Origin of the sequence: Streptomyces sp. NTH33 (assembly GCF_003236365.1) — a bacterium.
Lineage (GTDB): Bacteria > Actinomycetota > Actinomycetes > Streptomycetales > Streptomycetaceae > Streptomyces.
The window spans coordinates 1-22,974 of sequence record NZ_POTZ01000067.1 but is presented as its reverse complement, the minus strand read 5'-3'; the positions used below and the strand labels follow the sequence as shown (position 1 = coordinate 22,974).

Sequence of the window (22,974 nt, the reverse complement as noted above, 5' to 3'; positions counted from 1 at the left end):
CTCGACCCCCTCACCCCACCTCCTCGAACTCGACAACGGCACCATGTCCCAGGCCCGCCTCGCCGAGGAGGTCTGGGACTACGAGCGCTACGCCGGACACCGCATCGGGGAGGGCGCCCGCGGCACCATCGGCACCACGCACCCGTTCTGGCAGCGCCACCGCTACACCCGCTCCCAGCGCTTCCCGCGGCTGCACGTCGTCCTGGCGGGCAAGGCGGAACACCTGTTCGACCACCGCCACCAGGCGCTCACCGCCGCCGTGCACGGCATCACCATCGCGGTGCGGGTGAACACCCTGCCCCGCCTGCAGCGCGGCGAGCCCTGGGACGAGATCGGCGTCGACGACCCGTATCGCCGCAGGGAACGTCACCCGGAACGGGTCAGCCGCTGACCCGGCGAGCCGTCTGCGGGAGAGACCAGACAGCCACCGGCCGTGCGGCAAGCAAAGAACCGGCGGCCCGGGAGCCTCTCACCCGCGCCCACGAGGTCGATGGTAGGGCGGATCGCCGCGTCGATCGGCCTGGTCGGCGACGCCACGACGACGCCTTGAGGGGATCGACGACCGGCCTGGCCAACACCGAGGACCGGCCTGGCCAAGACCGAGCTGATTCACCCCAGTCGGCCCGGGAAGGCGCTATCCCAGGCCGAGCTCGCCATCGCCGAGTGGATCGACTGGTGGTGGCACCGCCGACTAGACGGTGAGATACGCCACGCCCGGCCTGTCGAGTACGAGACCACCTCCTTCAGGCAATCTGCAAAACCCCAGGGCCCAACCACAATCTGAGATCTCCACCGAACCGCGGACGGTCCGGACCGAGGCCACCCGAACGGGTGACAGGCCGTTTCCTGTGCAACCAGGACGGCTCCCTGCCGGTCCTCCCCAAGCGGCACTATTTGTTCAACGGTGGGGGAGCACCCTCTTGCGTACGCGTTCCGTCCTGGCCGCAGCCGTCACCTGTGGGGCTCGGAAAGTCATCGTTGCTACTCAGGTCGCGTAACGGTACTCGTTGATGACGCCGCCGAGGACGTGGGTGCGCAGGACGCTGCGCGTATCGAAGTCGTTGTACGGTGGCGGGCTGTTGGACCGAGTCGGGTAGCAGCTGACTGCGGGCCCGATGAGGCCGATGCGCTTTGTAGTGCTTCTTGTAGGTGGCCAGGACCTGTCGGGCGTGAGTCCCGCCCATGATGAGGACGTGATCGAGGGCCTCACGCCGGATGCTACCGATGATCCTCTCGCAGTGGGCATTCATCTGCGGCGCTCGCGGCGCGCTCTTGAGGATCTTCATCTCTTCGGCTGCGGAGGCCGCGTCGAAGGTCTCGCCGTACTTGTCATCGCGGTCACGCAGCAGGAAGCGCAGTGACTCCAAGCGCGTACCCAGGTCGGCGGCGAGATTTCGTACCTGTTGAACGGCCCGGGCCTGGGTCGGGTGGGCGGTGACGCAGGCGATGTGCAACCGGCGGGTGCCGTGTCCGAGGAAAACCAGCGCGTACAGCCTGCTGCCCAGCGCGGTGTCGAAATGCAGGAAGTCGCAGGCGATGCTCCCTTCGGTCTGGGCGGTGAGGAACTCGCGCCAAGTGGGGCCGGAGCGGCGCGGGGTCGGGTCGACGCCCGCGGCGTGAAGGATTTCCCAGACCGTGGAGGCGGCGATGAACCGGCGGTGCCGGGCCAGGAGAGTGCCGGGGGTGACCGGGAAGGCAGTGCGCCAAAGCCGCCGGGGTATCAGCGCAGACAGCGCCGCGAACCAGAACCGGTCCGTGGGCTCGTAGCGGACCGGGCCCTTCACCTGCTGGCGCAGCACAGCGTTCTCGTGCCGCAGCACGAGCAGCTCGGCGTCCTTGGAGGTGTCGCGGCGCGGCAGCACCGCCGGGACGGACAGCGGCTTCCGGGTCACCTTGTACACCAGCGAAACGATCACGCAGAGATGGTGCCAGGACGCACCGGCCGGGTTGCCGTCCTCGCCTGCAGCGATGGCTTTTCGAGCCCTACGGGTTCCGTAAGGACACCGTGCTCATCGTGGGCGGCACGCTGGTCCCCACCTGCGACCGGACCGTGGCCGCCGCCGGCAAGAACTACCGCTACTCCACCAACCACCAGGTCGTCATCGAGGCCGACACCCGCCTCGTCGTCGCCGTCGGCAAGCCGCTGCCCGGCAACCGCAACGACTGCCGGGCCTGGGAGGACTCCGGCGCCAAGGCCGCCGTCGGCGCGACCCCCACGGTGATCGCCGACGGCGGCTGCCGGGGCACCGGCCTGACCATCCCGCACTACCGCCGGCACAAGAACGGCGAAGTGTTCATCAGTTTCCTCGAACTGTCCTGCGCCTTCCTGGCGGAGGTGTACTCCGGGGACACCCTGTATCCCGCCCTCACCATCACCGGGCTGGAGTCGCAGGGCGACACCGGCGTCGTGGTCACGGCAGCCACCATCCACAGCCAGCGCGGCGAACTTGTGCTGTCAGGGCAGCACAAGTACCTGCTCCGACGCCAGTAGTCCGGCCGGGCGCCCCCCCGTACCGTACCTCTGTCGCTGAACGAACTCCGCCCGGAGCACCTCGCTGCCAAGGGCCATGGTCAGCGGGGGGCCGCCCACGTCCGGTGTGCCCAGTCGGCGAAGCGGGTCCAGCGGACCTCCGGGTGAGCAGCGTGGAGGGCGGGAATGTCGACGCGATAGCCGGGGCCGTTCAGAAAGGTCCACATCGCATGCATGTCCGGATTGCCGATCGCAGTCAGCGGTACTTGCTCATGGCGGACTTCCCGTCCCAGGGCCGCGCCGAGCGCGGCCGCCATCTGGGTGGGAGTGGGTGCATCGCTGGCCAGTTCAATGCGCTGCCCGACGTAGGAAGCAGGGTTGAGCAGCACTTCCGCCGCGAACGCGCCGAGGTCGGGGCGGGCAAGCTGCTGCAACGGTCGATCGGGAGGCAGCGGCAGATCAAGTACGCCGTCGAGGATGCGCTCTGCTCCGCCCAGCGCATTGTCGAAGAAATATGCCGGCCCCAGAATCGTGTACGGAACATCGCCGGAGGCCAGCTCCGCTTCGATGCGCGCCTTGCTGCCGAAATGCGGTACCCCGCTCTCCTGGTCGGCTCCGGCCACAGAGCTGAACACGAGATGCGGAACGCGCTCCTGCGTTGCGGCGGACAGGATTGCCCGCCCCTGGCCCACCTCCGCCTCCACGCCGGCCTCGAAGGGAGTGGTGAACGCGAAGACACCCGCCACCCCGCTCATCGCCGCGGCGAGCGACTCACGATCGCTCAGGGATCCCGCCACCACTTCAACGCCCTGGTCGGCCAGTTCCCGCGCGGTGCTTCGGCCGGGGTCACGTACCAGCGCCCGAACCCGGGCCCGACGGCCCAGCAGCGCATCGGTCACGACCCTGCCCTGTCCGCCGGTTGCGGCAAGCACCAAGATCGGCTCATCGACCATCGAAGAACTCCCTTCCCCGCAGGCAGGTGGCAAGGCATACCGACCGACCCCAACGGTAACCAAACGTCACGGACGACACACCCGGCATCGCGGCGCGCTGTTCCTCTGGCGAAGCGGTCCAGAGTGTCGAGGGACTGCTGTCCGGCACCGCTGTGCGAAATGCCGCGCGGCGCACTCGGTGTGCCTGAGAGCGCACGGTGCCGGAAGAGCGAGAAGAGGACGCTGGCGGGCACGTACCGGTGCATGCACAGTCATGACGGCCGTGCCACCGGCGCCTGGCGTTCCACACCTCACACGATTGCCGGAAGAAGAGATACCCATGCGGTCGGCATCTTCACCGTCGGGGACGTGACGGCCGATCCGACCCATGCCCGCACTCCGTCAGAGCACGAACGCATCAAGGCGACGGCCGCCATCGCCCTCAAGTCGGAGGAGATGGGCCTGGGCGTCTTCGCGATCGGAGAGCACCGCAATCCGCCGTTCGTGCCGTCGTCCCCGACCACCATGCTCGGCTACATCGCGGCCCGTACCGGGAAGTTGGTCCTGTCCATCACCACAACGCTGATCACTACCAACGACCCGACTGGGAATTCGGCTGCCGGATCAGCTCGTCCGGATCAGCCCGTCCGGGTCAGCGGCCGGGGCCGTCTGCCCGGCCCGGGCCGGTGTCTTCCCGCCCGTCGGTGGGGCGGCCGGGTCGACGCCGCGGCGTTCCCTCTCCCGTAGCGCCCATTGCCGCAGGGTGGCCCGGTTGATGCCCAGGTCGGCGGCGATGCTCTTGTAGGTCGCCCCGGGCGTGGACTCGTACAGGGCGACGGCGCCGGCCTTGAACTCGTCCGAGTAGTTTTTTATCGCCATCGGCGGTGTTCTCGCTTCCTCCGGATCAAGCAGATCCAGTATCAGCGTGTCCACCACTCAGGGGGAGGCCCCCACCGGCAAGCTCCGCCTGCGTCTCATCCCGTGCCGTGCCGACGGCGTGGCGCACGACCTCGAGCGCGAGCACCATGTGCTCGCTGACCGCCCGGCGCGCCTGATCGCAGTCCATGTCCAGGAGGCGCCCGTAGGACGGGTGTCCGGCCGTGACCGTCACGTGGTCGATCGGCCTGGGCAGCTCCTGGAAGAACCGCTGCAGCCGCGCCGGGTCGGTGGCGTCGAAGGCGGCGGTGCTGAGCGCTTCGGCCTCCGCGGCCGCGGTGCGGCGGCCGCGGTGCGCAGCCGTTCGGGATCCCGGCCGGTGAGAATCACCGCGGCGCCCTCGGCACGGACGTGCCTGGCGGTCGCCGGCCCGATACCCGCGCTCCCGCCGATGACGACGAGGGTCTGTCCGAGCAGGGCCGGGTCGCGGATGTCGTGCGCCGCCGATGTCTCCGAACTCATGAATCCCTCCTCTGCCCTGGCCGGTGCGCCCCTTGGGAGTGATCCACCAACCTTTCGGGTTGCGGACCGGAATCAGTCGATCAACCGCTGGCGAGGGGATGTCTCTTCCGGGCCGGGCCGGCATCTGCTCACCGTTCGGGCGGTTGCGACAGGGTGTGTTTGACCTGCCTGGTCCGCTCGTCGGTGAGGACCTCGACCCGGTCGTTCGCCAGGGCTTCCATGGTCTGCTCCGCGACGTCGGCCGCGCTGATCTTCGGCGCGTCGGTGAAGGAGCTGAGGTCCGTCTCCACGAAACCGGCGTGGACGCCGACCACGAGCGTCCCCTGCTCACGCAGGCCTTGCCGCAACGCGCCCGTCAGCGACCACTGGGCCGCCTTGGAAGCCGCGTATCCGGGGTAGTCCGGCCGCGAGGCCCAGGAGGCGGTCGACAGCATGTTCACCAGGGCGCCGCCGCCGTTGCGGGCCAGGACGGGGGCGAAGGCACGGGAAACGGCCCAGGTGCCGAAGTAGTTGATCTCCATCGCCTGGCGCGCGCCGTCGAAGGAGCCTGTCAGGAGCTTGGTGCCGAAACCTCCGACGCCGGCGTTGTTGATCACAATGGTGACGTCACCCGCGTCGGAGGCTGCCGCGGCAGCCTCCTCGGGCTCGGTGACGTCCAGACGCAGCGCAGTGACGTCCTCGTCGCTCACGCTTGCCGGATCGCGGACGGCGGCGTAGACCTTGCTCGCGCCATGCTCGATCAGCGCGCGGGCGAACGCGCGGCCGATACCGCGATTGGCCCCCGTCACCAGGGCAACTGATCCTTTGATCTCCATCGCGCTTCCTTCCTGCCGGCGCCTGCCGTGGCCGGCGGCCACTGCGTACAAGGCGGCTTCTTGTCACCGTCGCCCTGGCCCGCTGACTCGGCCAGCCTTCGCATGGCTCACTTGAGGAGTTCCAGCAGCCGGTCCGCCAGAACCGCGGCGGAGTGGGGGTTCTGCCCGGTGACGAGGTTGCGGTCCTCGACCATGTACGGCTCCCAGATGGGGCCGCGGCTGAAGTCGACGCCGACCTTTTCCTTCAACTCGGTCTCCAGCAGCCATGGCGCCCTGGAGGCCAGGCCAACGGCCTCCTCTTCCTCGTCGGTGAAGCAGGTGACCCGGTAGCCCCTGAAAGGGGACTCACCGTGGATCCTGGTGGCCAGCATCGCGGAAGGGCCGTGGCACACGATCGCCAGTGGTTTGCCCGAGGCGAGCTGCGCCGTGAGCAGTCGGCCGGCGTCGGCGTCGAACGCCAAGTCCGCCATCGGACCGTGGCCGCCGGGCAGGTACACCGCGTCGTAGTCTTCCAGGCGGACGTCCGACAGCTTCAGGGGCCGCCGCATCACCTCCGCGGAACGAATGATGGCCTCCAGTTCGAGGGCCCCGTCCTCGCCGCCTGCCATGGAGGGGCGCAGGCTCATCATGTCGACGTTCGGAACCACGCCGTCCGGTGTCGCGACCACGACGTCATGGCCGGCCTCCGTGATCTTCTTGTACGGCATCGCGAACTCTTCGGCCCAGTAGCCCGTCGCATGCCTGGTGCCGTCTTTGAGCACCCAGTACGTCGCCCCACTCACGATGAAGAGCACTTTTGCCATGGCTTTTTGCCTCCTCGTCCCTGCTCGACAGAAAGGAGGGTTGGACTCCGGTTCCAGCGTAGGCACACCCACCACCACGTGCCCGTGTGTCCCCACGGGGCCCGCGCCGCCCGCAGAACAGCGTGCGCTGCCACGACGTCCTCGCACCCGCTGATATCCACGCCGACGGCCCGCACGCACGGGCCGTCGATGCCCGCGGCACCCCCGTCGCCGTCACCGCCCCCCGGCACAGCGCTCGAAGCCCTTGACGACGCCCTGCAAGGGCGGGACGCGTCCTGAGGCCCGGCGAGGCCCCGACTACGCCCGCGCCTCGCTCCAGGACGCGTTCGGCCCCGTTCACGCCTACCGAGAGGCGTGCCGCCTCCGCATCGCCTACAGGACTCCGTTAGGTCTGTCTCGGTCTTGGTGTCGTGTGTGTCCTGCTGAGGAGGGGCTGGTGGCAGGTGGTGCAGGTGCAGGTCCAGCACCTCAGGGTGTTCTGAGTGCGTCGAGGATCTGGTAGAGGGTGAGCCCGGTGCGGGTGCTTTTGGGGCCAGGCGCTGTTCGGTGAGGAAGGCGTGGGCGGCGGTCACGAGGGTGACGTGGTGGTGCCGACCGGGCCAGGACCGGCCCTCGAAGTGGTCCAGGCCCAGGCCGTGCTTGAGTTCGCGGTAGTCGTGCTCGATGCGCCGGCGCGCCGGCGGACCTTGGCCAGGCGGACCAGGTCGGCGATCGGGGTGTCGGCCGGCAGGTTGGACAGCCAGTAGTCGGTGGCAGCCTCGGCGTCTTCGGCCACTCGGCCAGCAGCCAGCAGCCAGCAGCCAGCAGTCGGGCAGGACCCCGTCCCACCAGCCCTGCTCGGCCGAGGCGGCGGCCCGGATCGGACGCTCGACGGCCTCGACATGGCGCGCGTCATCGTCGCCGGCGACCCCGCCAGCGGAGAGTCTGCCATCGGCGACGGGACCGGCATCATCGGCGCCGCCCGTCTCGGCGGACGCCGGTGAGATCCTGGTGGTCATTTCCAACGATCAAGCGGTGAGGGCGAGTTCGAGGCGGGCGAGGTGGGTGGTGCGGGTTCGGTCGAGGGGGTGTCCGTTCCACCAGGCGTCGAGTCGGATCAGGTTGAGCGCGGCGGCGGAGTAGGCGTGTTCGAGGTGGGTGCGGGCCAGCCCTCGGTAGCGGGCGCGGTGGATACCGGTGACGGCGTCCGCTTGGCGGATGGTTCCTTCGACTCCGGCGCGTAGGGCGTAATCCGTGTACCAGTCCCGGGTCAGCTGCTGGTCGCGGGCCTGGTGCAGGGCCTCGTGCATCTCCTGGGCGTGGAGGGAGATCTGCCGCCGTCCGCTCTTCGCGGTGGTGCACTTCGTCCGCAGCGGGCACGGGAGGCAGTCGCTCTTGGCGAAGGTCACTACTGTCTTGGGGACCTTGGCCTGGAGGCATGGACTCCAGGAGACGCTGGTGCGCCCGCCTGGGCAGGTTGCCTGCCGAGCTTGCCAGTCGATGCGGAAGTCCCGGGCGGTGAAGCCCTCCTCGGCCTTGGCCTGGCGGGAGGTGTCCAGCAGGACCGGGGTGATCAGAGCGACGCCGTAGCGGGCCAGGGACCCGGTGATCAGCTCCGCGCTTGGATAGCCGGAGTCGAGGTAGTGCTCATCGGGCAGCAGGCCGCGCCGCTGCAGCGATTGGTGGATGCCCCCCAGGGCCTTGCCGTCGGGCAGTGTCGAGGCGGTGGTGGCGATGTTGGTGATCAGGTTGGGGCGTCTGGGTGCCCGGTCGGGCTTCGGCCCGCGCGGCGCCCCGGCCGCGGACGTCTTGGGCAGTGGGCGGGCGTCGTCGTCGGCCTTGGTGGCGCAGGCCTCACTGATGTGGACCTTGAATCCGTTCCAGAAGGTCTCGCGCTTGGCGCTCCAGCGCGCGTCGGTGTCGTACGGCGAGGTCAGGCGCATCCTGGCGGGCGGCAGACCATCACCGCCCTCGTCGGTCTTCTCCCGCCGCTTGACCACCTCCCGCCCGTTCCGTGCCGTGGTGCGGGTGTAGTTCTGCAGCAGCACACACCGCAGGACCTGCGCGGCGGGCAGCCCCCGCAGCCAGGGCGGGGAGGCGGGCGCATAGACGGCGCCCAGCAGCGCGAAGCCGTCCCGGGCAAAGTCCACAGCGAGGGCGTTCTGCTTGGTCTTGGAGGCCGGCATCTTCCAGGAGTCGATCCGGCGGCCGTAACGCCTCGACCAGCCGGGCACGTCGATGACCTGGGCCAGCCAGTCGGGGGCCGCCGCCGACAGCGCCTCCACCAGCGCACGGACCGACTCACCCACCAGCTCCAGCCGGTTCAGGTCCCGCACCGCGCTGACCACCGCGGTGGAGTCGGTGCGCTGCTTGCCGCCGGCCCCCACCAGGCCCATCTCCTTGAGCCTGGCCAGCAGCAGGTCGAGCACCTTCTCTTCCAGGCCGTGCGCGACGACCCGGGAACGGAACTCCGACAACACCGTGTGGTCGAACCCGGTGTCCTCCAGGTCCAGCCCCAGCGCGTAGGCCCAGGACAAGCGGTCCCTTACCGCCTCGGCCGCCTGCCGGTCGGTGAGGTTCTCCGCCATCTGGAACACCGTCACCAACGCCAGCCGCCCCGGCGACCAGCCCCGCGGTCCCGTCGCTGCGAACGCGCAGGCGAACTCCGCGTCGGCGAACAACTCCCCGAACCGGTCACGGACCGCCACCGGCAGCGGCGCCTCCCGCCCGGAGTACTTCGCCCGCACCGCCCGCGCGACCTCCGCCGCCGGCTCCGGCCATGGCTGCGGCTCCATCGACACCGACCCACCCCCGCGACCGGGACAGACAAGAGCCGGCCGCACCACGATCATCCCGAACCGAGGCGCCCCAGCAACACCCACTCAGCGAATGGCCACCAGGGTCCGGTGACCCCCAAAAACGGCCCCATAAAGGCCAACGGCTCGCGCGCGGCATCGTCACCGGACGAGGTGCCGGTGCGATCGCCGGGACCAGCGCGCGCCCAGCAGCACGAGGTCGGCCACGAAGAGCACCACGCCGATGATCAAGAGGTAGAACAACCCCTTCAGCACCACGCCGACGAGCCCCAGGACGATCGCGACGAGGATCAGGAACAGGAAGAGCGCCAACATGGCTGCTCACTTCCTTCGGCCGGTGGTCAGCGGCGCGCGAGGCGGCGTCCGCGGTCGGCGCGAGCCTCGTAGGGCCTGTCGTAATGCTTGAAGATCTCTTCTTCCCGGTCGGCCGGCAGGACGTCGTCCGTGCCCATCGACGGTGCCTTCCTCACCTGCCCTTTCGAGTACGCCACCCGCACGTAACCGGGTCCCAGAGTCGCCTCGTCGACGGGGACGAAGACGAGTCGCTGCCGGGTGGGCAGTCCGGTGCGGACGGTGGCGACGGACGGCGCGTCGGTGGTGGTGTCCACGTAGACCCCTTCCAGGGCCCCGATCTTGTGGCCCTGGGGATCGATCACGTCGCGGTTGCGCCACTCGCGGATATCGGCTGAATGGATCATGCCTCGCTCCTTGCAGCCCGCAGAGAACTCCGCGTGTCCCACTGTACTCCGATGAGCTTGACCTGGTCTTTTCCCCGGCTGCTACCCTCTCGGCCCATGCCGATCAGGGGGAAAGTCGCTGCCGCAGCCTCGTGTGCGCGGCCGTTGTCGCCGGCGTGATCCTGCTGTGGCCCGCGCCGGACACGGCGCCCACAGCGCCCACCTCGGACCAGATCAAGGCGTCGGCTCGGGCTCGCCTGGACGCCTCCCTCAAGGAGGGGCGCACCACGCGGCAGGTGATGCTGGAGTCTGGCAAGACGCCCAGCGACGAGCTGTGCCAGATCTTGTGGGACCGCAAGCCGCACTCGGAGCAGCAGGAGCTGCGGTACGCGATGTGGATGCACGGCTGCGCCGGCAGTCCGCAGTAGAAGGGCCCGCGCGGAGCAGCACCACGCGGGCCCGGCCCCGCTACGGCAGGCCTTCCAGACGGGCCAGCAGTCCGGCCGCCGTCGCCACCGCCGACACCGACATCGACCTCGTCGGCGTCATCGGCCGTCGCGTCCTGACCCAGCTCCTGCCCGCCCGGCGGGTCCGCACCAAGGACCGCATCGTCAAACGCGCGATCTCCAAGTACAACGCACGCGGACCTTGATGATCCGCCGCTCGGTACGCGTCGGGGTCCGCCGTGGGCTGGCGTGCGGGCGGCTGGAGCGGTCGGCCATGCCCGCCTCGCCCTGCGTGCGGTAGCGGTCGGCCCACCGCTGGGCGGTGCTCACGGACACCTGGAAGCGTTCCGCGGCCCGCCGCAGGGGCCAGCCGTCGTCGACCACGCAACGGGCCAGGCGCAGACGTCCGGTCTCGGTCAGGGGTGCATTACGGTGGGGCACGAGGGCCTTTCTGTCGTCCGGCGTAGATGTCGCAATCCACACCGAGCCAGAGGGCCCTCACCCATTTCAAGATCTCTCAGCCGAGACCTGCGTCACCCACCTCCGTGGACAGGACACCTAGCCACCCGGAGTTCCCCATGTCGTTCACCCGACAGCTGGTGCACCTGCCCCTCGGGGATGTCGCCCGTCCCGCCAGCCTCGAAGATCCGTCCAAGTTGATCGACACCACCCTCGGCTACCTGCTGGGTGCGGAGCAGACCATCGTGGTGCCCGACGCCGACCACGTCGGCCAGGGCGAGCCGTCTCCCGAGGCGGTCGCCGCGGCCGACCTGCAGGAGCGGCTGCGCGTCTGGGCGGACAAGGAGTTGTTGCCGCTGCGCGTCCAGCAGGCCGAGCGGTGCGCGGTCCGCTGCGGCGACGGCGTCTGCACCCTCGCCTGGGAGCCGGCCAAGCAGCTGGTGCTGCTGCGCACCTACGATCCCGGCTTCTACTCCTCGAGTGGGACGAGGGCGAGCAGGACGCCCAGGAGTACCCGTCCCGTGTGCACTTCGCGTGGGAGCTGCCCGCCGACCCGGTACGGGGCCTCAAGGCGTGCGTGCGGCGCATCACTTACGAACTCGCGCCGATCGGCTCGGCGACCCGGCCGGCCGCCGTGGACGGGCGTAGCGGGCGTGAGCCGGCCGCCACCGACACCGACAGCGCGTCCGCCTCAGCGACCACCGGCACCCCGATCATCGCCCTCGCCGGGGCACGTCTGCCCATGGACCGCACTACCGGGCAGCCGCTGCCGGTGCGGCTGGAGGCCGGATCGGTGTGGCAGCTGTCCGACAACGGGCGCATGGACACCCTCGACACCTCCGCGCAGCTCGCCGAGCTCCGCCAGCGCATCGACCACCTGATGGACCGGCTCGCCTCCAACACGCCCCTGACGACGGCCGGGATCGGCAGCCTCGACCCGGCGAAGGTGCCGTCCGGGTATGCGCTGCGGCTCGTGTTGAGCCCACTGGACTCCCTCGTCGGCGCGATGCGCCTGGCCCGCAACCACAAGTACCAGCTGCCGCTGCGCATGGTGCAGCGCCTGCACCAGGCCGGGCAGGCGTGGCCCGCCGGCGAGTCGCTGCCCGCACGCCTGGTGTGTGTGTGGCGCACACGCCCACCGACCGCACCACCATCCTCAAGGACGTCACGGCAGGCTACGAGGCGGGCGTGTTCAGCCTGGAGACCGCAGTGTGGATGCTGCAGGAAGCCGGGTACCCCATCGACCAGCCCGGGCATGTCCGGAGCAGAAGGAAGAAGGAGGGCGGGGCGGGCTGTGGATCGGCTTTCCCCCCGAGCTGCACATCTGAGCCCGCCCACCACGTCCCCTCCGCGTGAGCGGAGGTGGGTAGGCCAGTGATCATGGAAGGTACCCGGATCAAGACGTTCACCCAGCTCCATGGCGTCAAGTTTCCCGAAGCGGTCAAGAAGGTCACCGACGGCCAGGACCAGATGCCGGCGTCCTACGACTTCCCGACCGGGCACGGGATCCACCTACGCATCACGAACCCCCTTGAGTCGGCCTTCTCCACCGTCCGCCTGCGGACCAGGGGCACCCGCGGTGCCGGCTCGCGCGCCGCAGGCCTGGCCACGGTCTTCAAGCTCGTCGAGTCCGCCCAGCAGCGGGACCGGCTGGTCAGCGGGGCGTGAGGTCCGCCGGCGCGGTCGCCCTCCGCCCGCGGCACGGGGGCCCGGCGGGCGAGGGCCCGCGGCGGCCTCCCATTGCGGCGGCACATTCTCTTAAGAAGTTACCCAGAGACGCCTGGGGACACTGTTCGCACCTGGGCCGGAGACGGTCTCCGATCCCGGGACGCCCGTGTGCACGCCGTACCTGGGGAGCCCGAGTGAGCGCAGTGACCATGACCAGCACCGGTGGGCGGAAGGCCGGCGGTGTCAGCGGCGGCCGCCCCGCGAAGCGGTCGCGGACGGCAGTCCCACCCGTCACCGTCGACGGCCTGTTCGGCCACGTCGCCGCCCGGCGGCCGGGTGAGGTGGTCGTCGCCGACGGCGGTCGGCCCCTGACTTACGGCGCGGCCCAGCAGAACGCGGACCGGCTGGCCTCCGTGATGCTCCGCTACGGGGTCCAGCTCGGCGACCCGGTGCTCGTCCACACCGCCGACCACGCCCAGTCGCTCGTCGCCCAGCTCGCCGTGCTCGCCCTGGGCGGCGTCTGCGTGCCGGTGCCGGACCTGTGCGACGCGCGGGACGCGGCCCGCATCGCGGAGATGAGCGGCGCCACCCTCGTGCTGTGCAGCGGTGTCCACCGGGAGCGCTGGCCGCTGGACGCCATGGTGCTCGACGAAGAACGGACCTGGGCGCGGATCGCCCCGGTGCGGGTCGACGGCTCGCTGCCGCGGTCCAGCCCGGACGGCGTCGCCTACCTGCTCACGGAACGCGCGGACGACGGCGGCTGCGTGGGCCACCTCGTCGACCACCGCGCCTGGCTGCTCGCCGCCGGCGCCCGGCTGCGTCGCGCGGGCCGTCCGGGACGCGGCGTGTGGACCGGCCAGCCGCCGGGCGGGGCCCGGGGCTTGGCGGCCCTGTGGTGGGCGGTCTCGGCGGGGAGCCGGCTGAACGGCCCCGCAGCCCCGGCCGCCGGGCGGGACCACGCGGGGGCGGCCGCGGTGTACGGCCCTCAGGAGTACGCGAAGTTCCTCGCCGGGTCCGGACCCGGCGCACCCGCCGGGCCGGGCACGGCGCTGGTGATCGGGGGCGCCCTTCCGGCCGGGCTGGTGGAGCGCCACCGCGCGCTGTTCCCGTACACCCGGTTGCTCGCGGAGTTCTCGCCGCGCGACGGGGCCATGCCGTGGACGGCCGCCGACTGCACGTCCGCGCACGTCGGTGCGTCCGGTGTCTCCGGCGCGGGGTCGGCCGTGCCCCGGGTGCGGGTGACCGTCCGTGACGAGGAGGGGCGTCCGCTGCCGGCCGGCAGCACGGGGCAGATCTGGGCCGCTGGCACGGCACTGCCCTTCGACCGGCTGTGCGACGGCTGCCGTGAACCCGCCGTCAGCCACCGGGGCTCGCTGACGTACTCCGGTTACCTGGGCCGGTGGGGCGCCGACGGAGCGCTGGAGGTCACCGGCCGCACCGCGCCCCGTACCCCCGCCCGCGCCTCGTCCGCACTCGCCTGCGCCACCCACGGGGCGCCGACCCGTGCCTGCCCCGTGCCGACCGGGGCCTGATCCGGCCCCCTCCGGCCGGCGGCCGACGGGGCTCCGGTGCGGCGACGCGGCACCCGCCGCGACCGGCCGCACGGGTCGGGCCTCGGCGTCCCGCGCGGGCCCGCGCCGCACCGCGGCGCCTTTGTCGGCTCCCGGACGGGGCCGCCATCCGTCCGGTGCGCGTGGCCGAACGGCCGGCCGTCAGTGGCCTGAAGCCGGTTGGCCCAGGGGTGCGTTCGGCGGTCCGACGAGCCGGTCCGGTCCTGGCGGGGGCCGTGGTCGGCAAGGGTGAACACGTGGATGGGGAGGGTGTGCGGACGGGCCATGAAGGCGCCCGGACACCGGTGTCCCCGGTGCTCCGGCAGTGGCCGGCGAGGCGATTGAGCAACCACGGAGGCGCTCCGTCGTGGCGTGCCCCGCAGACTCACCTGAGACCCGGTGATCCAGGAGCGGCAGTGGGCCGCTCGTGAAGGTGGGGGTGTTCGCGTGGTGCTCGGTAAGCATGCGGTTGTCGTCGGAGGCTCCGTCGCGGGGCTCACCGCCGCCGGTGCTCTGGCCGGCAGGTTCGAGAGAGTGACCGTGCTCGACCGGGACGCGTTGCCGTCCGGCGCCGCGAACCGCAAGGGCGTCCCCCAGGCCCGCCACAGCCACGCCCTGCTGATCGGCGGGCGGCTCGCGCTGGAGAAGGTGTTCCCGGGCCTGACCGCGGAGTTGACCGCGGGCGGCGCCGTGCCGTGGGACCCGGGCAGCGACCTGCTCTTCCACCAGATGGGCGCGTTCCGCATCCCCTGCTCCACGGGCATGATGGGCGTCAGCCTGACCCGCGCCTTCCTGGAGCACTCGCTGCGGCGGCGGGTGGGGGCGCTGCCCAACGCCTCTTTGCGGGACAACACGACGGTCACCCGGGTGGCCGGCGTCCCCGGCCGGGTGACCGGGGTGCAGCTCGACGACGGAGAGGTGATCGAGGCCGATCTGGTCGTCGACGCCACCGGCCGCAGCGACCGCGGCGACCGCTGGCTGGAGCAGGTCGGCTGCCAGGCCCCCGAGGTGGACACGGTGAAGATCGACGTCGGCTACTCGAGCCGGCTGCTCCACCGCTTACCCGGCGACCGCCTCACCGAGATGGGCGGTCTGCTCTTCCTCATGGCCTCGATCGGGCCGAACGACAAGCGCGCGGCGGCGGCGTTCGCCGTCGAGGGCGACCGCTGGATCATCACCCTCGGCGGCTGGCACCGCTCGTACGCGCCGACCGACCCCGAGGGCTTCGCCGAATTCGCGGCCGGCCTGCCCACGTCCCACATGAAGGACCTGCTCGCCCGGTCCGAGCCGGTCGACGCCGGCAACGCCCTGCGCTACACGTACCCGATGTCGCGCAGACGCTACTTCGAGCGGCTGCGCCGCCCGCCGGCCGGTTACGTCGCCATCGGCGACGCCGTGTGCAGCTTCAACCCGCTCTACGGCCAGGGCATGACGGTGGCCGTCCTGGAGGCCCTCGAACTGGCCGACAGCCTGGACCGCTGCGGCGGCCCGACCGCGGAGATGACCCGGACGTACTTCCGGGCGGTGGGCAAGCTCCTGGAGATGCCGTGGCGCATCTCGGTAGCGGGCGACTTCATCTTCCCGGAGACGGTGGGCCCCAAGGCCTTTGGTACCGATGTGGCCAACTGGTACGTCGGCCAGGTGACCCGGGCCAGTCACACCTCGGTCGACGTGCACCGCGTGATGCTGGAGGTGCAGCAGATGCTCGCACCGCCGTCCGCGCTCCTGCGGCCGGGCGTGATCGCGCGCTCGCTGCGCGCGGCACGCAGGTCACCCGCGATGACACCCCGCCCCGACGCCGTGAGCAGCCCCGTCGCATGACGGGCCGCTCCGCGACCGCATTTCCCGCGTAATTCTGCCGGACCAAGTGACGAACGCTGGAGGAAGCATGACGGAACAGCCTGTCGACACGGTGAAGCGCCTCTACGAAGGCTTGACCGCCTTCGACATCGAGATGGTCCTCGGGACGTGCGACCCCGAGGTGGAGATCGTCGCCCCCAAGTCGCTGCCGTGGTCCGAGGGCGACTACAAGGGGCTGGACGGGGCGAAGGCCTACTTCGCCGGCGCCCTGGGGCACCTCGATCAGGCCAAGTTCGACGTCGAGGAACTGCTCCCCTCCGGTGACTGGGTCACCGCGCTCGGCTGGTGGAGCGGACGCTTCAAGGAGACCGGCAACGAGTTCAACGTGCGCTTCGTGCACTTCTGGATCATTCGCGACGGCAAGGTCATCCGCGCGGAGGGGGTGTCCGACACTGTTCCGATCGCCCGGGCGGGCGAGTCGGCCGGAGCCTGAGAAGGCGCCGTAGCGGCACCCCGGCACACGAATCGAGAGGGGAGCCACTCATGAAATTCGGTGTGTCGACGCTCGTCACGGACGAGAGCATCGGCCCGGCGAGCCTGGGCAGGGCATTGGAGGAACGCGGCTTCGAGTCGCTCTTCGTCGGTGAGCACACCCACATTCCGGTGAAGCGGGAGACCCCGTGGCCGGGAGGTGGGGAGCTGAGGAGAGAGCTGTACCGCACGATCGACCCGTTCGTGGCGCTGACCGCGGCCGCCATGGTCACGGAGCGGCTGCTGCTCGGCGGCGGTGTGTTCCAGGTCGCGCAGCGCGATCCCCTGACGCTCGCGAAGGAGATCGCCTCGCTCGACCTGGTCTCCGGCGGCCGGGTCGTGGCCGGGGTCGGCGCGGGCTGGAACCGTGAGGAGATCCGCAACCACGGGACCGAGCCGAGGACCCGGATGGCGCTGATGCGTGAGCGGGTCCTCGCCATGAAGGCCCTGTGGAGCGAGGAGGAGGCCGAGTTCCACGGCGATTTCGTCGCCTTCGACCCGGTGTTCTGCTGGCCCAAGCCGGTGCAGCGGCCGCACCCGCCGGTGATGGTGGTAGGCAATCACCCCGCCGTGGTCGAGCGGGTCCTCGACTACGGTGACGCCTGGGGGCTGATCTGGCTGCCCGTGATGGTGGAGGGCGAGTCCGCGCTCGGGCCGGTCATCGCCGACTTCCGGCGCCGGGCACAGGAGCGGGGCCGGAAGTACATCCCGGTGACGGCGTACCAGGTGCTGCCGGACCGCGAGGCGGTCGCCTCCATCGTCGCGGCGGGCGTGGACCGGATCCTGTTCACGCTGCCCACCGTCCCCGAGGAGGAGACCCTGCGGAGCCTGGACGAGATGGCCGCGCTGTTCGTCTGAGCACGGCGGCCCTCCCTCGCGGGCGAGGGGCGGGCACGCCCCGCGGGTCCTGTGACGAGAGGTGCCTCTGACCGGCCGACCGGTCAGAGGCACCTCTCGTCACAGTGGTCGGAACCACCCGCTCGCGGGGATGCCACAGGGGTCGCGCACAACCGCGAAGGGCATGATGCGTCCGGTCGCGGGGAGGGTCCCCGCCCTGTTCTTCCACGTGTCACCGGCCCCACCCGAGCGGCTGTAACGGCTGAGCAATGTGGACGGTGACAGGTGTTCGAATCATGGCTATCTTTGCTGAACGTTGCGCTGTGATCAGCGCGCAATCAGCGCTCGGAGCGCAGATTATGGACGAAGTGATACGGGGCGCGGGTGTGATGTTTGGGTAACACTGGGGCGCGATTCTTCACCGAACGGACCCGGCGCAGTGGCGCGGGTCCGGATGTCATCGGCGTTGTCGGACAAGGGGGATCATGCGGCTGGAACTGCTGGGCTCAGTGAGGGCTTGGTGCGACGGCACGGAGGTACTGCTCGGCCCGCCCAAGCAACGTGCCGTGATCGGCGTACTGGTGAGCCGGATCAACGAGATCGTGGGCGTCGAGGAGATCATGGACGCCGTGTGGGGCAGCGCCGTCCCGCAGACGGCGGCGAACGGGGTCCACACCTACGTCGCGGGTCTGCGCAGAGTGCTCGACCCCGGGCGTGGACGCCGTGAGTCGGGCGGTGTGCTCGTCTCGTCGGGCGGTGGCTACGCCCTGTGCCTGGACCCCGGCCATGTCGACGTGGCGCTTTTCGAACGCCACCACGCCCAGGCCCGCAGGCTGCACGGCCAGGGCCGGCTGCCCGAGGCGCTGCGCGAGTTCGACGCCGCACTCGGCCTCTGGCGCGGCGACGCCTACGCCAACGTCCCCGGCCCGTTCGCGGAGGTGGAGCGCACCCGCCTCAACGAACTGCGCATGACCGCCGTCGAGGAGTGGGCCGCGGCCATGCTCGCCGTCGGCCGGCACGCCGAGGTCGTCCCCGTGCTCTCCAACATGGTTGCCAAGGAGCCCCTGCGGGAGAGGCTCCGCTGGTTCCTGATGCTGACGCTCTACCGCTGCGGCCGCCGGGCCCACGCGCTGGGTGTCTACCGGGAGACCCGGCGGCTGCTCAGCGAGGAGCTGGGCCTGGAACCCGGGATCGAACTCCAGACCCTGCACAGTCACATCCTGGAGGGCCACCCGGATCTCCTGAGCTGGGCCACGGACGTCGCCGCCCTGCGCGAGAGCTGTCGACCCCACAGCAGGACACCGGCGGCACCCCTCACGGAGACTCTGGTCCGCCCGGCGCAACTACCCTACAGCGCAAGGGGGTTCGTCGGACGGTCGACGGAACTCGCGGAACTCGACCTCCTCACCGCGCAGAGCGGCGGACAGCCCGAGATGCGCCCCACCCTGGTGGTCCTCGAAGGCGCCCCGGGGGTTGGCAAGTCCACACTCGCCCTGCACGCCGCCCGCCGGCTGGCCGGACGCTTCCCGGACGGCCAGCTCTACGTCGACCTGGAGGGCAGCGTCTCCCACCACCGCGCGCTGAGCGGCCTCGACGCACTCGCGCAGGTCCTGCGCAGCCTCGGCGTGCCGAACTCCCACCTCCCCGACGACCTCGCCGGACGCACCGCGCTCTACCGGAGCCTGGTGCACGGCAAGCGGATGCTCGTGGTGCTCGACGACGCCATCAACGCGGAACAGGTGCGCCCCCTGGTGCCGAGCGGCCCCTCCTGCGTGCTGGTCACCAGCCGGCGGGCCCAGCGCGGGCTGGTCGTGCGGGACGGCGCGTACCGCATCGGGCTCAAGCCGCTCGACCTCGGCGAATCGGTCCGGCTGCTCACCTATCTCATCGGTGAGGGACGGATGGAGGGCCAGCGGGACGCGGCGGCCAGGCTCGCGGAGATGTGCGGCCGTCTGCCGCTCGCCCTGCGGATCGCGGCCGAGGGCCTTGCCGACCACCCTCGGCTGTCGTTCGCGGACATGGTGCAGCAGCACGCCGCCGAGGAGGGTCGTCTCGACCGGCTGGCCGTGGAGGACGACGTCGCCGCCAGTCTCAGGGCGGCCTACGACGTCGTCTACGACGCGCTGCCGGCGGACGCCGCCCGGCTGTTCCGGCTGCTCGGCCTCCACCAGGGCGAGCTGATCACCGTCGCGGCGAGCGCCGCTCTCACAGAGACGGACCCCGCGACGGCCGCCCAACTGCTCCAGGTCCTCGCCGACCACTACATGATCGAGGAGGCGGGCGGAGGCATGTACCGCTTCCACACGCTGCTGAGGATCTACGCGGCCGAGTGCGCCGAACGGGAACCGAGCCGTCATCGCACGGGGGCTCTCGCCCGATTACTCGCAGAAGAAGAATTCGCTTCCGTGATGTGACGAAAAGGATCGGCACGTCGTGCGCAGGGCGGGCGTTAGCGACCCAAAAGAGAAGAGCCGACGTCTCCCGCTCTTATCGCGGAATTCACACCACCCATGTAAGCACACTGAGCAGAGCAATATCGGAGGTGCGTGCCCTCACGGCCTCTGGGAAAGTTTCCACCACAGTTCGGTGCACGTGGATCGGGGGTTCCTCATGCGTGGTGCGGCAGGGTGGACGGACGCGGCACAACCTGCCGATTCTTTCGCGCCGGGTGGATCGGACGGGCGGAGCTGCGAACCCGTGGCCGTTGTCGGATGGTCGTGCAGGCTTCCGGGAGCCGATGATCCGGCTGCTTTCTGGCAGTTGCTGAGCGACGGTCTGAGTGCCATTTCTCCCATGTCCGACGAACGCAATGTCCCCACCGTTGCGGAGTCCGGAGAATCCTCTGCGAATCGCACGCGACCGCCGGTCGGCGGATTCCTGAGGAATGTCGACGGATTCGATGCAGGATTCTTCGGCATTTCGCCGAGGGAGGCCGCCGAGACCGATCCCCAGCAGCGTCTGCTGCTCGAACTCGCCTGGGAGTGCGCCGAGGACGCCCGGGTGGCCCCCGCGTCGCTGAGAAACACCGCGACCGGTGTCTTCGTCGGCGCGATGGCGGACGACTTCGCCCAGCTCACGGCCCGCCGCGGCGCCGATGCGACGACCCGGCACACGCTCGCCGGCACCCGGCGCACCCTGCTCGCGAACCGGATCTCCCGCACCCTGGGCCTGCGCGGCCCGAGCCTGTGCGTGGACACCGGGCAGTCCTCCTCCCTCGTCGCCGTGCACCTCGCCTGCGAGAGCCTGCGCAGGGGCGAGTCACGGACCGCGCTGGCCGCAGGGGTCCACCTCGTCCTCGACCCCGACGGCACCCTCACCGTCGAGAAGTTCGGCGCCCTCTCGCCGGAGGGCCGCTGCCGCACCTTCGACGCCCGCGCCGACGGCTACGTCCGCGGCGAGGGCGGCGTGGTCCTCATGCTGAAACTGCTCTCCCGGGCGACGGCCGACGGCGACCGCGTCCACTGCGTCATCCGAGGCAGCGCCGTCAACAACGACGGCCACGACAGTGACGGCACCGCCGTCCCCAGCCCCCGCGGTCAGGAGGCCGTCATCCGCGCCGCCTGCGCGGCCGCCGGGACGGCACCGGCCGACGTCCAGTACGTGGAGCTGCACGGTACAGGCACCCGCGTCGGGGACCCGGTGGAGGCCGCCGCCCTCGGCGCCGCCTACGGCGACGCCCGTGATTCGCGCAACCCCCTGCTGGTGGGCTCCGCCAAGACCAACGTGGGCCACCTGGAGGGCGCCGCCGGGATCGTCGGCCTCCTCAAGACGGGACTCGGCATCGCGCACCGGCGGATCCCCGCCAGTCTCGGCTTCGACACCCCCCACCCCCGCATCCCGCTCGACGACCTGCGCCTGCGCGTGGTCACCGGCCTGCTCCCCTGGCCGGACCAGGGGCGCCCGCTCTGCGCCGGAGTCAGCGCCTTCGGCATGGGCGGGACCAACGCGCACCTCCTGCTCACCGAGGCGCCCCCGGAGCCCGGGCCCGGGGACACCGGCACGGCCGCACCCGGGCAGCGCCCGGCGGCCGGGCCCGTGCCCTGGGTGCTCTCCGGCCGCGACGCCGAGGACACCGGCCGGCAGGCCGCGCGGCTGCGCGCCTTCCTCGCGACCGCGCCCGACGTGTCGCCCGAGGACATCGGCTTCTCCCTCGCCACGACCCGTTCCCCGCTGCGGCACCGGGCCGTGGTCGTCGCCGACGGCGCGGACGGACGGCTCGCCGCACTGGACGCCCTCGCCGAAGGCCGCCGGCACACCGGCACGGTCACCGGTGTCGCCGGCGGACCGGACGGTGGCGCGGCGCCCCTGGCGTTCCTCTTACCCGGACAGGGCGCCCAGCGCCTCGGGGCCGGCCGCGAACTGTACGGGGCCCAGCCGGTCTTCGCCGAGGCGCTCGACGCGGTCTGCGGGCAGTTCGACCCCCACCTCGACCGCCCGCTGCGCGACGTGATGTGGGCCCGCCCCGACAGCGCGGAGGCCCGCCTCCTCGACCGCACCGCCTTCACCCAGCCCGCCCTCTTCGCCCTTTCCGTCGCCCTCCACCGCCTCTTCGCGCACTGGGGCGTCGAACCGGACCACCTCATCGGGCACTCCGTCGGCGAGATCGCGGCCGCCCATGTGGCGGGCGTGCTCTCCCTCGCCGACGCCTGCACGCTGGTCGCCGCCCGCGGCGACCTGATGCAACAGCTGCCCGCGAAGGGCGCGATGGCCGCCGTCGAGGCCGCTGAGGACGAGGTCGCGCCCCTGTTGGACGGCACGGCGGTCTCGGTCGCCGCCGTCAACGGCCCCCGCGCCACGGTCGTCTCCGGCGACGAGGACGCCGTCGAGGCCGTCGCCGCCCACTGGCGGGCCCGGGGACGCCGCACCCGCCGGCTGCCCGTCAGCCACGCCTTCCACTCGCCGCACATGGAGCCGATGCTCGACGCCTTCGCCGCCGTCGCCGAGCGGCTCACCTACCACGCCCCCGGGACGCCGCTGATCTCCAACCGCACCGGCCGCCCGGCCGAGGGGATCGACACCCCCGGCCACTGGGTCCGTCAGATCCGCGAACCCGTGCGCTTCCACGACGGCCTGCTGACCCTGCGCGACCTCGGCTGCGCCACCTACCTCGAACTCGGCCCCGACGCGGTGCTAGCGTCCATGGCCCGGGAGGCCCTGACCGGCCTGCAGGGCGCGGCCTTCGCCGCCGCGCTGCGGCGCGGCAGGCCAGAGACGGCGACCGCGGCGGCCGCACTTGCGACGGCCCATGCCCAGGGCCGTGACCTGGACTGGGCCGCCGTGATCCCGGGCGGCCGCCGCGTCTGCCTCCCCACACGCGTCTTCCTCCGGCGGAGGCACTGGCCCTTCTCGGAGACGGGATCCGGACGGTACGACGACGTACCGGGTACGGCGGAACGGGCGCCGCAGCCCTCCCCTGCGGTGCCCGTGCCCGCCGGCGGCGCGGCATCCGGCACGACGGAACCGCTGCCCGTCGTGCCGGGTGACCGCGAGCCCCGCGATCCCGCGCCGGACGCCGCCGGGGCACCGGCCGCACCGGGCGCCGTCGACCGGCGCCGGCTGACCGCCCTGGTCCGTGACGCCGTCGCCGACGTGCTCGGCTTCGCACCCGGCGACACGGTGTCGCTCACCCGGGCGTTCAAGGAACTCGGCTTCGACTCGCTCGGCGCAGTGGAGTTCCGCGACCGGGTCGGCTCTGCCCTCGGGATCGCCCTCGCGCCGACGCTCACCTACGACCACCCGACCCCCGCTGCCGTGGTCGACCGGCTGCTCGCCCTCCTCTCCGCTCCCGCGGAC

General features: G+C 71.3%; 20 protein-coding genes and 5 pseudogenes. 14 read left to right on the top strand and 11 right to left on the bottom strand.

Features of this window, described 5'->3' with window-relative positions; genetic code table 11:
* Positions 1–391, top strand: a 391-nt coding sequence (locus C1I97_RS09805; RefSeq protein WP_220040818.1) for a replication-relaxation family protein, incomplete at its 5' end; no start/stop codon positions are given.
* 198 nt (positions 392–589) lie between these two features.
* On the top strand, positions 590–784 hold the full coding sequence (locus C1I97_RS42675) for an IS3 family transposase (protein ID WP_111002833.1): 195 nt from the start codon (positions 590–592) through the stop codon (positions 782–784).
* A gap of 106 nt (positions 785–890) precedes the next feature.
* Here C1I97_RS42675 and C1I97_RS09795 read toward each other — a convergent pair whose 3' ends face one another.
* Entirely contained in the window at positions 891–1,916 is a 1,026-nt protein-coding gene (locus C1I97_RS09795) for an integrase core domain-containing protein (protein ID WP_309147788.1), read from the bottom strand.
* A 74-nt stretch (positions 1,917–1,990) separates the two neighbouring features.
* Here C1I97_RS09795 and C1I97_RS09790 point away from each other — a divergent pair.
* A pseudogene (locus tag C1I97_RS09790) lies at positions 1,991–2,293 on the top strand (transposase); the annotation flags it as partial.
* Between the two features lie 278 nt (positions 2,294–2,571).
* Here the strand turns inward: C1I97_RS09790 and C1I97_RS09780 are convergent.
* The gene (locus C1I97_RS09780; protein ID WP_111002832.1) at positions 2,572–3,423 is read right to left on the bottom strand and encodes an NmrA/HSCARG family protein; all 852 of its coding nucleotides are present in this window, start codon (positions 3,421–3,423) and stop codon (positions 2,572–2,574) included.
* A gap of 297 nt (positions 3,424–3,720) precedes the next feature.
* On the opposite strand from C1I97_RS09780, the pseudogene C1I97_RS09775 reads away from it, so the two are divergent.
* Positions 3,721–4,005 (top strand): annotated as a pseudogene (locus C1I97_RS09775) (LLM class flavin-dependent oxidoreductase); the annotation flags it as partial.
* A gap of 21 nt (positions 4,006–4,026) precedes the next feature.
* On the opposite strand, the gene C1I97_RS09770 reads toward C1I97_RS09775, so the two are convergent.
* The 8 genes and pseudogenes from C1I97_RS09770 to C1I97_RS09740 form a co-directional block, all read right to left on the bottom strand.
* Positions 4,027–4,335, bottom strand: coding sequence for a transposase (locus C1I97_RS09770; RefSeq protein WP_441349096.1), 309 nt, complete (start codon positions 4,333–4,335; stop codon positions 4,027–4,029).
* Between the two features lie 174 nt (positions 4,336–4,509).
* The gene (locus C1I97_RS41295) at positions 4,510–4,800 is read right to left on the bottom strand and encodes an SDR family NAD(P)-dependent oxidoreductase (protein ID WP_258382498.1); all 291 of its coding nucleotides are present in this window, start codon (positions 4,798–4,800) and stop codon (positions 4,510–4,512) included.
* Positions 4,801–4,928: 128 nt separating this feature from the next.
* Complete coding sequence (locus C1I97_RS09760) at positions 4,929–5,615, bottom strand: SDR family oxidoreductase (protein ID WP_111002830.1); 687 nt, start codon at positions 5,613–5,615, stop codon at positions 4,929–4,931.
* A 107-nt stretch (positions 5,616–5,722) separates the two neighbouring features.
* On the bottom strand, positions 5,723–6,418 hold the full coding sequence (locus tag C1I97_RS09755; protein WP_111002829.1) for a type 1 glutamine amidotransferase domain-containing protein: 696 nt from the start codon (positions 6,416–6,418) through the stop codon (positions 5,723–5,725).
* Positions 6,419–6,897: 479 nt separating this feature from the next.
* A pseudogene (locus C1I97_RS09750) lies at positions 6,898–7,284 on the bottom strand (IS701 family transposase); the annotation flags it as partial.
* Between the two features lie 141 nt (positions 7,285–7,425).
* Positions 7,426–9,192: a transposase gene (locus C1I97_RS09745; RefSeq protein WP_111002828.1), complete on the bottom strand. Its 1,767-nt coding sequence runs from the start codon at positions 9,190–9,192 to the stop codon at positions 7,426–7,428.
* A gap of 162 nt (positions 9,193–9,354) precedes the next feature.
* A complete protein-coding gene (locus tag C1I97_RS39805; RefSeq protein WP_181446658.1) occupies positions 9,355–9,528 on the bottom strand; it encodes a hypothetical protein in 174 nt (57 codons plus the stop codon).
* Positions 9,529–9,554: 26 nt separating this feature from the next.
* Positions 9,555–9,911 (bottom strand): PRC-barrel domain-containing protein, encoded by a 357-nt coding sequence (locus tag C1I97_RS09740; RefSeq protein ID WP_111002827.1) that lies wholly within the window; start codon positions 9,909–9,911, stop codon positions 9,555–9,557.
* Positions 9,912–10,066: 155 nt separating this feature from the next.
* On the opposite strand from C1I97_RS09740, the gene C1I97_RS09735 reads away from it, so the two are divergent.
* The gene (locus tag C1I97_RS09735) at positions 10,067–10,318 is read left to right on the top strand and encodes a hypothetical protein (RefSeq protein ID WP_181446657.1); all 252 of its coding nucleotides are present in this window, start codon (positions 10,067–10,069) and stop codon (positions 10,316–10,318) included.
* On the top strand, positions 10,285–10,542 hold the full coding sequence (locus tag C1I97_RS41290; protein ID WP_258382497.1) for a hypothetical protein: 258 nt from the start codon (positions 10,285–10,287) through the stop codon (positions 10,540–10,542). The genes C1I97_RS09735 and C1I97_RS41290 overlap by 34 nt, the downstream gene beginning before the upstream one ends.
* Here the strand turns inward: C1I97_RS41290 and C1I97_RS09725 are convergent.
* Positions 10,517–10,777 (bottom strand): annotated as a pseudogene (locus tag C1I97_RS09725) (leucine zipper domain-containing protein); the annotation flags it as partial. The gene C1I97_RS41290 and the pseudogene C1I97_RS09725 overlap by 26 nt on opposite strands.
* 541 nt (positions 10,778–11,318) lie before the next feature.
* Between C1I97_RS09725 and C1I97_RS39230 the strand changes: the two are divergent.
* The 8 genes and pseudogenes from C1I97_RS39230 to C1I97_RS09680 all read left to right on the top strand — a co-directional run.
* Positions 11,319–12,173 (top strand): hypothetical protein, encoded by an 855-nt coding sequence (locus C1I97_RS39230; RefSeq protein ID WP_146608186.1) that lies wholly within the window; start codon positions 11,319–11,321, stop codon positions 12,171–12,173.
* 44 nt (positions 12,174–12,217) lie between these two features.
* A pseudogene (locus C1I97_RS09710) lies at positions 12,218–12,460 on the top strand (IS256 family transposase); the annotation flags it as partial.
* A 197-nt stretch (positions 12,461–12,657) separates the two neighbouring features.
* The gene (locus C1I97_RS09705; RefSeq protein WP_146608184.1) at positions 12,658–13,995 is read left to right on the top strand and encodes an AMP-binding protein; all 1,338 of its coding nucleotides are present in this window, start codon (positions 12,658–12,660) and stop codon (positions 13,993–13,995) included.
* 465 nt (positions 13,996–14,460) lie between these two features.
* Positions 14,461–15,834 (top strand): NAD(P)/FAD-dependent oxidoreductase, encoded by a 1,374-nt coding sequence (locus tag C1I97_RS09700; RefSeq protein ID WP_181446656.1) that lies wholly within the window; start codon positions 14,461–14,463, stop codon positions 15,832–15,834.
* Between the two features lie 67 nt (positions 15,835–15,901).
* Positions 15,902–16,306, top strand: coding sequence for a nuclear transport factor 2 family protein (locus C1I97_RS09695; protein ID WP_111002821.1), 405 nt, complete (start codon positions 15,902–15,904; stop codon positions 16,304–16,306).
* A 50-nt stretch (positions 16,307–16,356) separates the two neighbouring features.
* Complete coding sequence (locus C1I97_RS09690) at positions 16,357–17,202, top strand: LLM class F420-dependent oxidoreductase (RefSeq protein ID WP_111002820.1); 846 nt, start codon at positions 16,357–16,359, stop codon at positions 17,200–17,202.
* 464 nt (positions 17,203–17,666) lie between these two features.
* The gene (locus C1I97_RS09685; protein WP_111002819.1) at positions 17,667–19,595 is read left to right on the top strand and encodes an AfsR/SARP family transcriptional regulator; all 1,929 of its coding nucleotides are present in this window, start codon (positions 17,667–17,669) and stop codon (positions 19,593–19,595) included.
* A 196-nt stretch (positions 19,596–19,791) separates the two neighbouring features.
* On the top strand, positions 19,792–22,974 hold a 3,183-nt coding region (locus C1I97_RS09680; protein ID WP_146608183.1), incomplete at its 3' end, for a type I polyketide synthase.

Bases quoted from the DNA above. Each gene is read 5' to 3' on its own strand.
- C1I97_RS09780 (WP_111002832.1), bottom strand. From the start codon at position 3,423: ATGGTCGATGAGCCGATCTTGGTGCTTGCCGCAACCGGCGGACAGGGC.
- C1I97_RS41295 (WP_258382498.1), bottom strand. From the start codon at position 4,800: ATGAGTTCGGAGACATCGGCGGCGCACGACATCCGCGACCCGGCCCTG.
- C1I97_RS09760 (WP_111002830.1), bottom strand. From the start codon at position 5,615: ATGGAGATCAAAGGATCAGTTGCCCTGGTGACGGGGGCCAATCGCGGT.
- C1I97_RS09755 (WP_111002829.1), bottom strand. From the start codon at position 6,418: ATGGCAAAAGTGCTCTTCATCGTGAGTGGGGCGACGTACTGGGTGCTC.
- C1I97_RS09745 (WP_111002828.1), bottom strand. From the start codon at position 9,192: ATGGAGCCGCAGCCATGGCCGGAGCCGGCGGCGGAGGTCGCGCGGGCG.
- C1I97_RS39805 (WP_181446658.1), bottom strand. From the start codon at position 9,528: ATGTTGGCGCTCTTCCTGTTCCTGATCCTCGTCGCGATCGTCCTGGGG.
- C1I97_RS09740 (WP_111002827.1), bottom strand. From the start codon at position 9,911: ATGATCCATTCAGCCGATATCCGCGAGTGGCGCAACCGCGACGTGATC.
- C1I97_RS09695 (WP_111002821.1), top strand. From the start codon at position 15,902: ATGACGGAACAGCCTGTCGACACGGTGAAGCGCCTCTACGAAGGCTTG.
- C1I97_RS09690 (WP_111002820.1), top strand. From the start codon at position 16,357: ATGAAATTCGGTGTGTCGACGCTCGTCACGGACGAGAGCATCGGCCCG.
- C1I97_RS09685 (WP_111002819.1), top strand. From the start codon at position 17,667: ATGCGGCTGGAACTGCTGGGCTCAGTGAGGGCTTGGTGCGACGGCACG.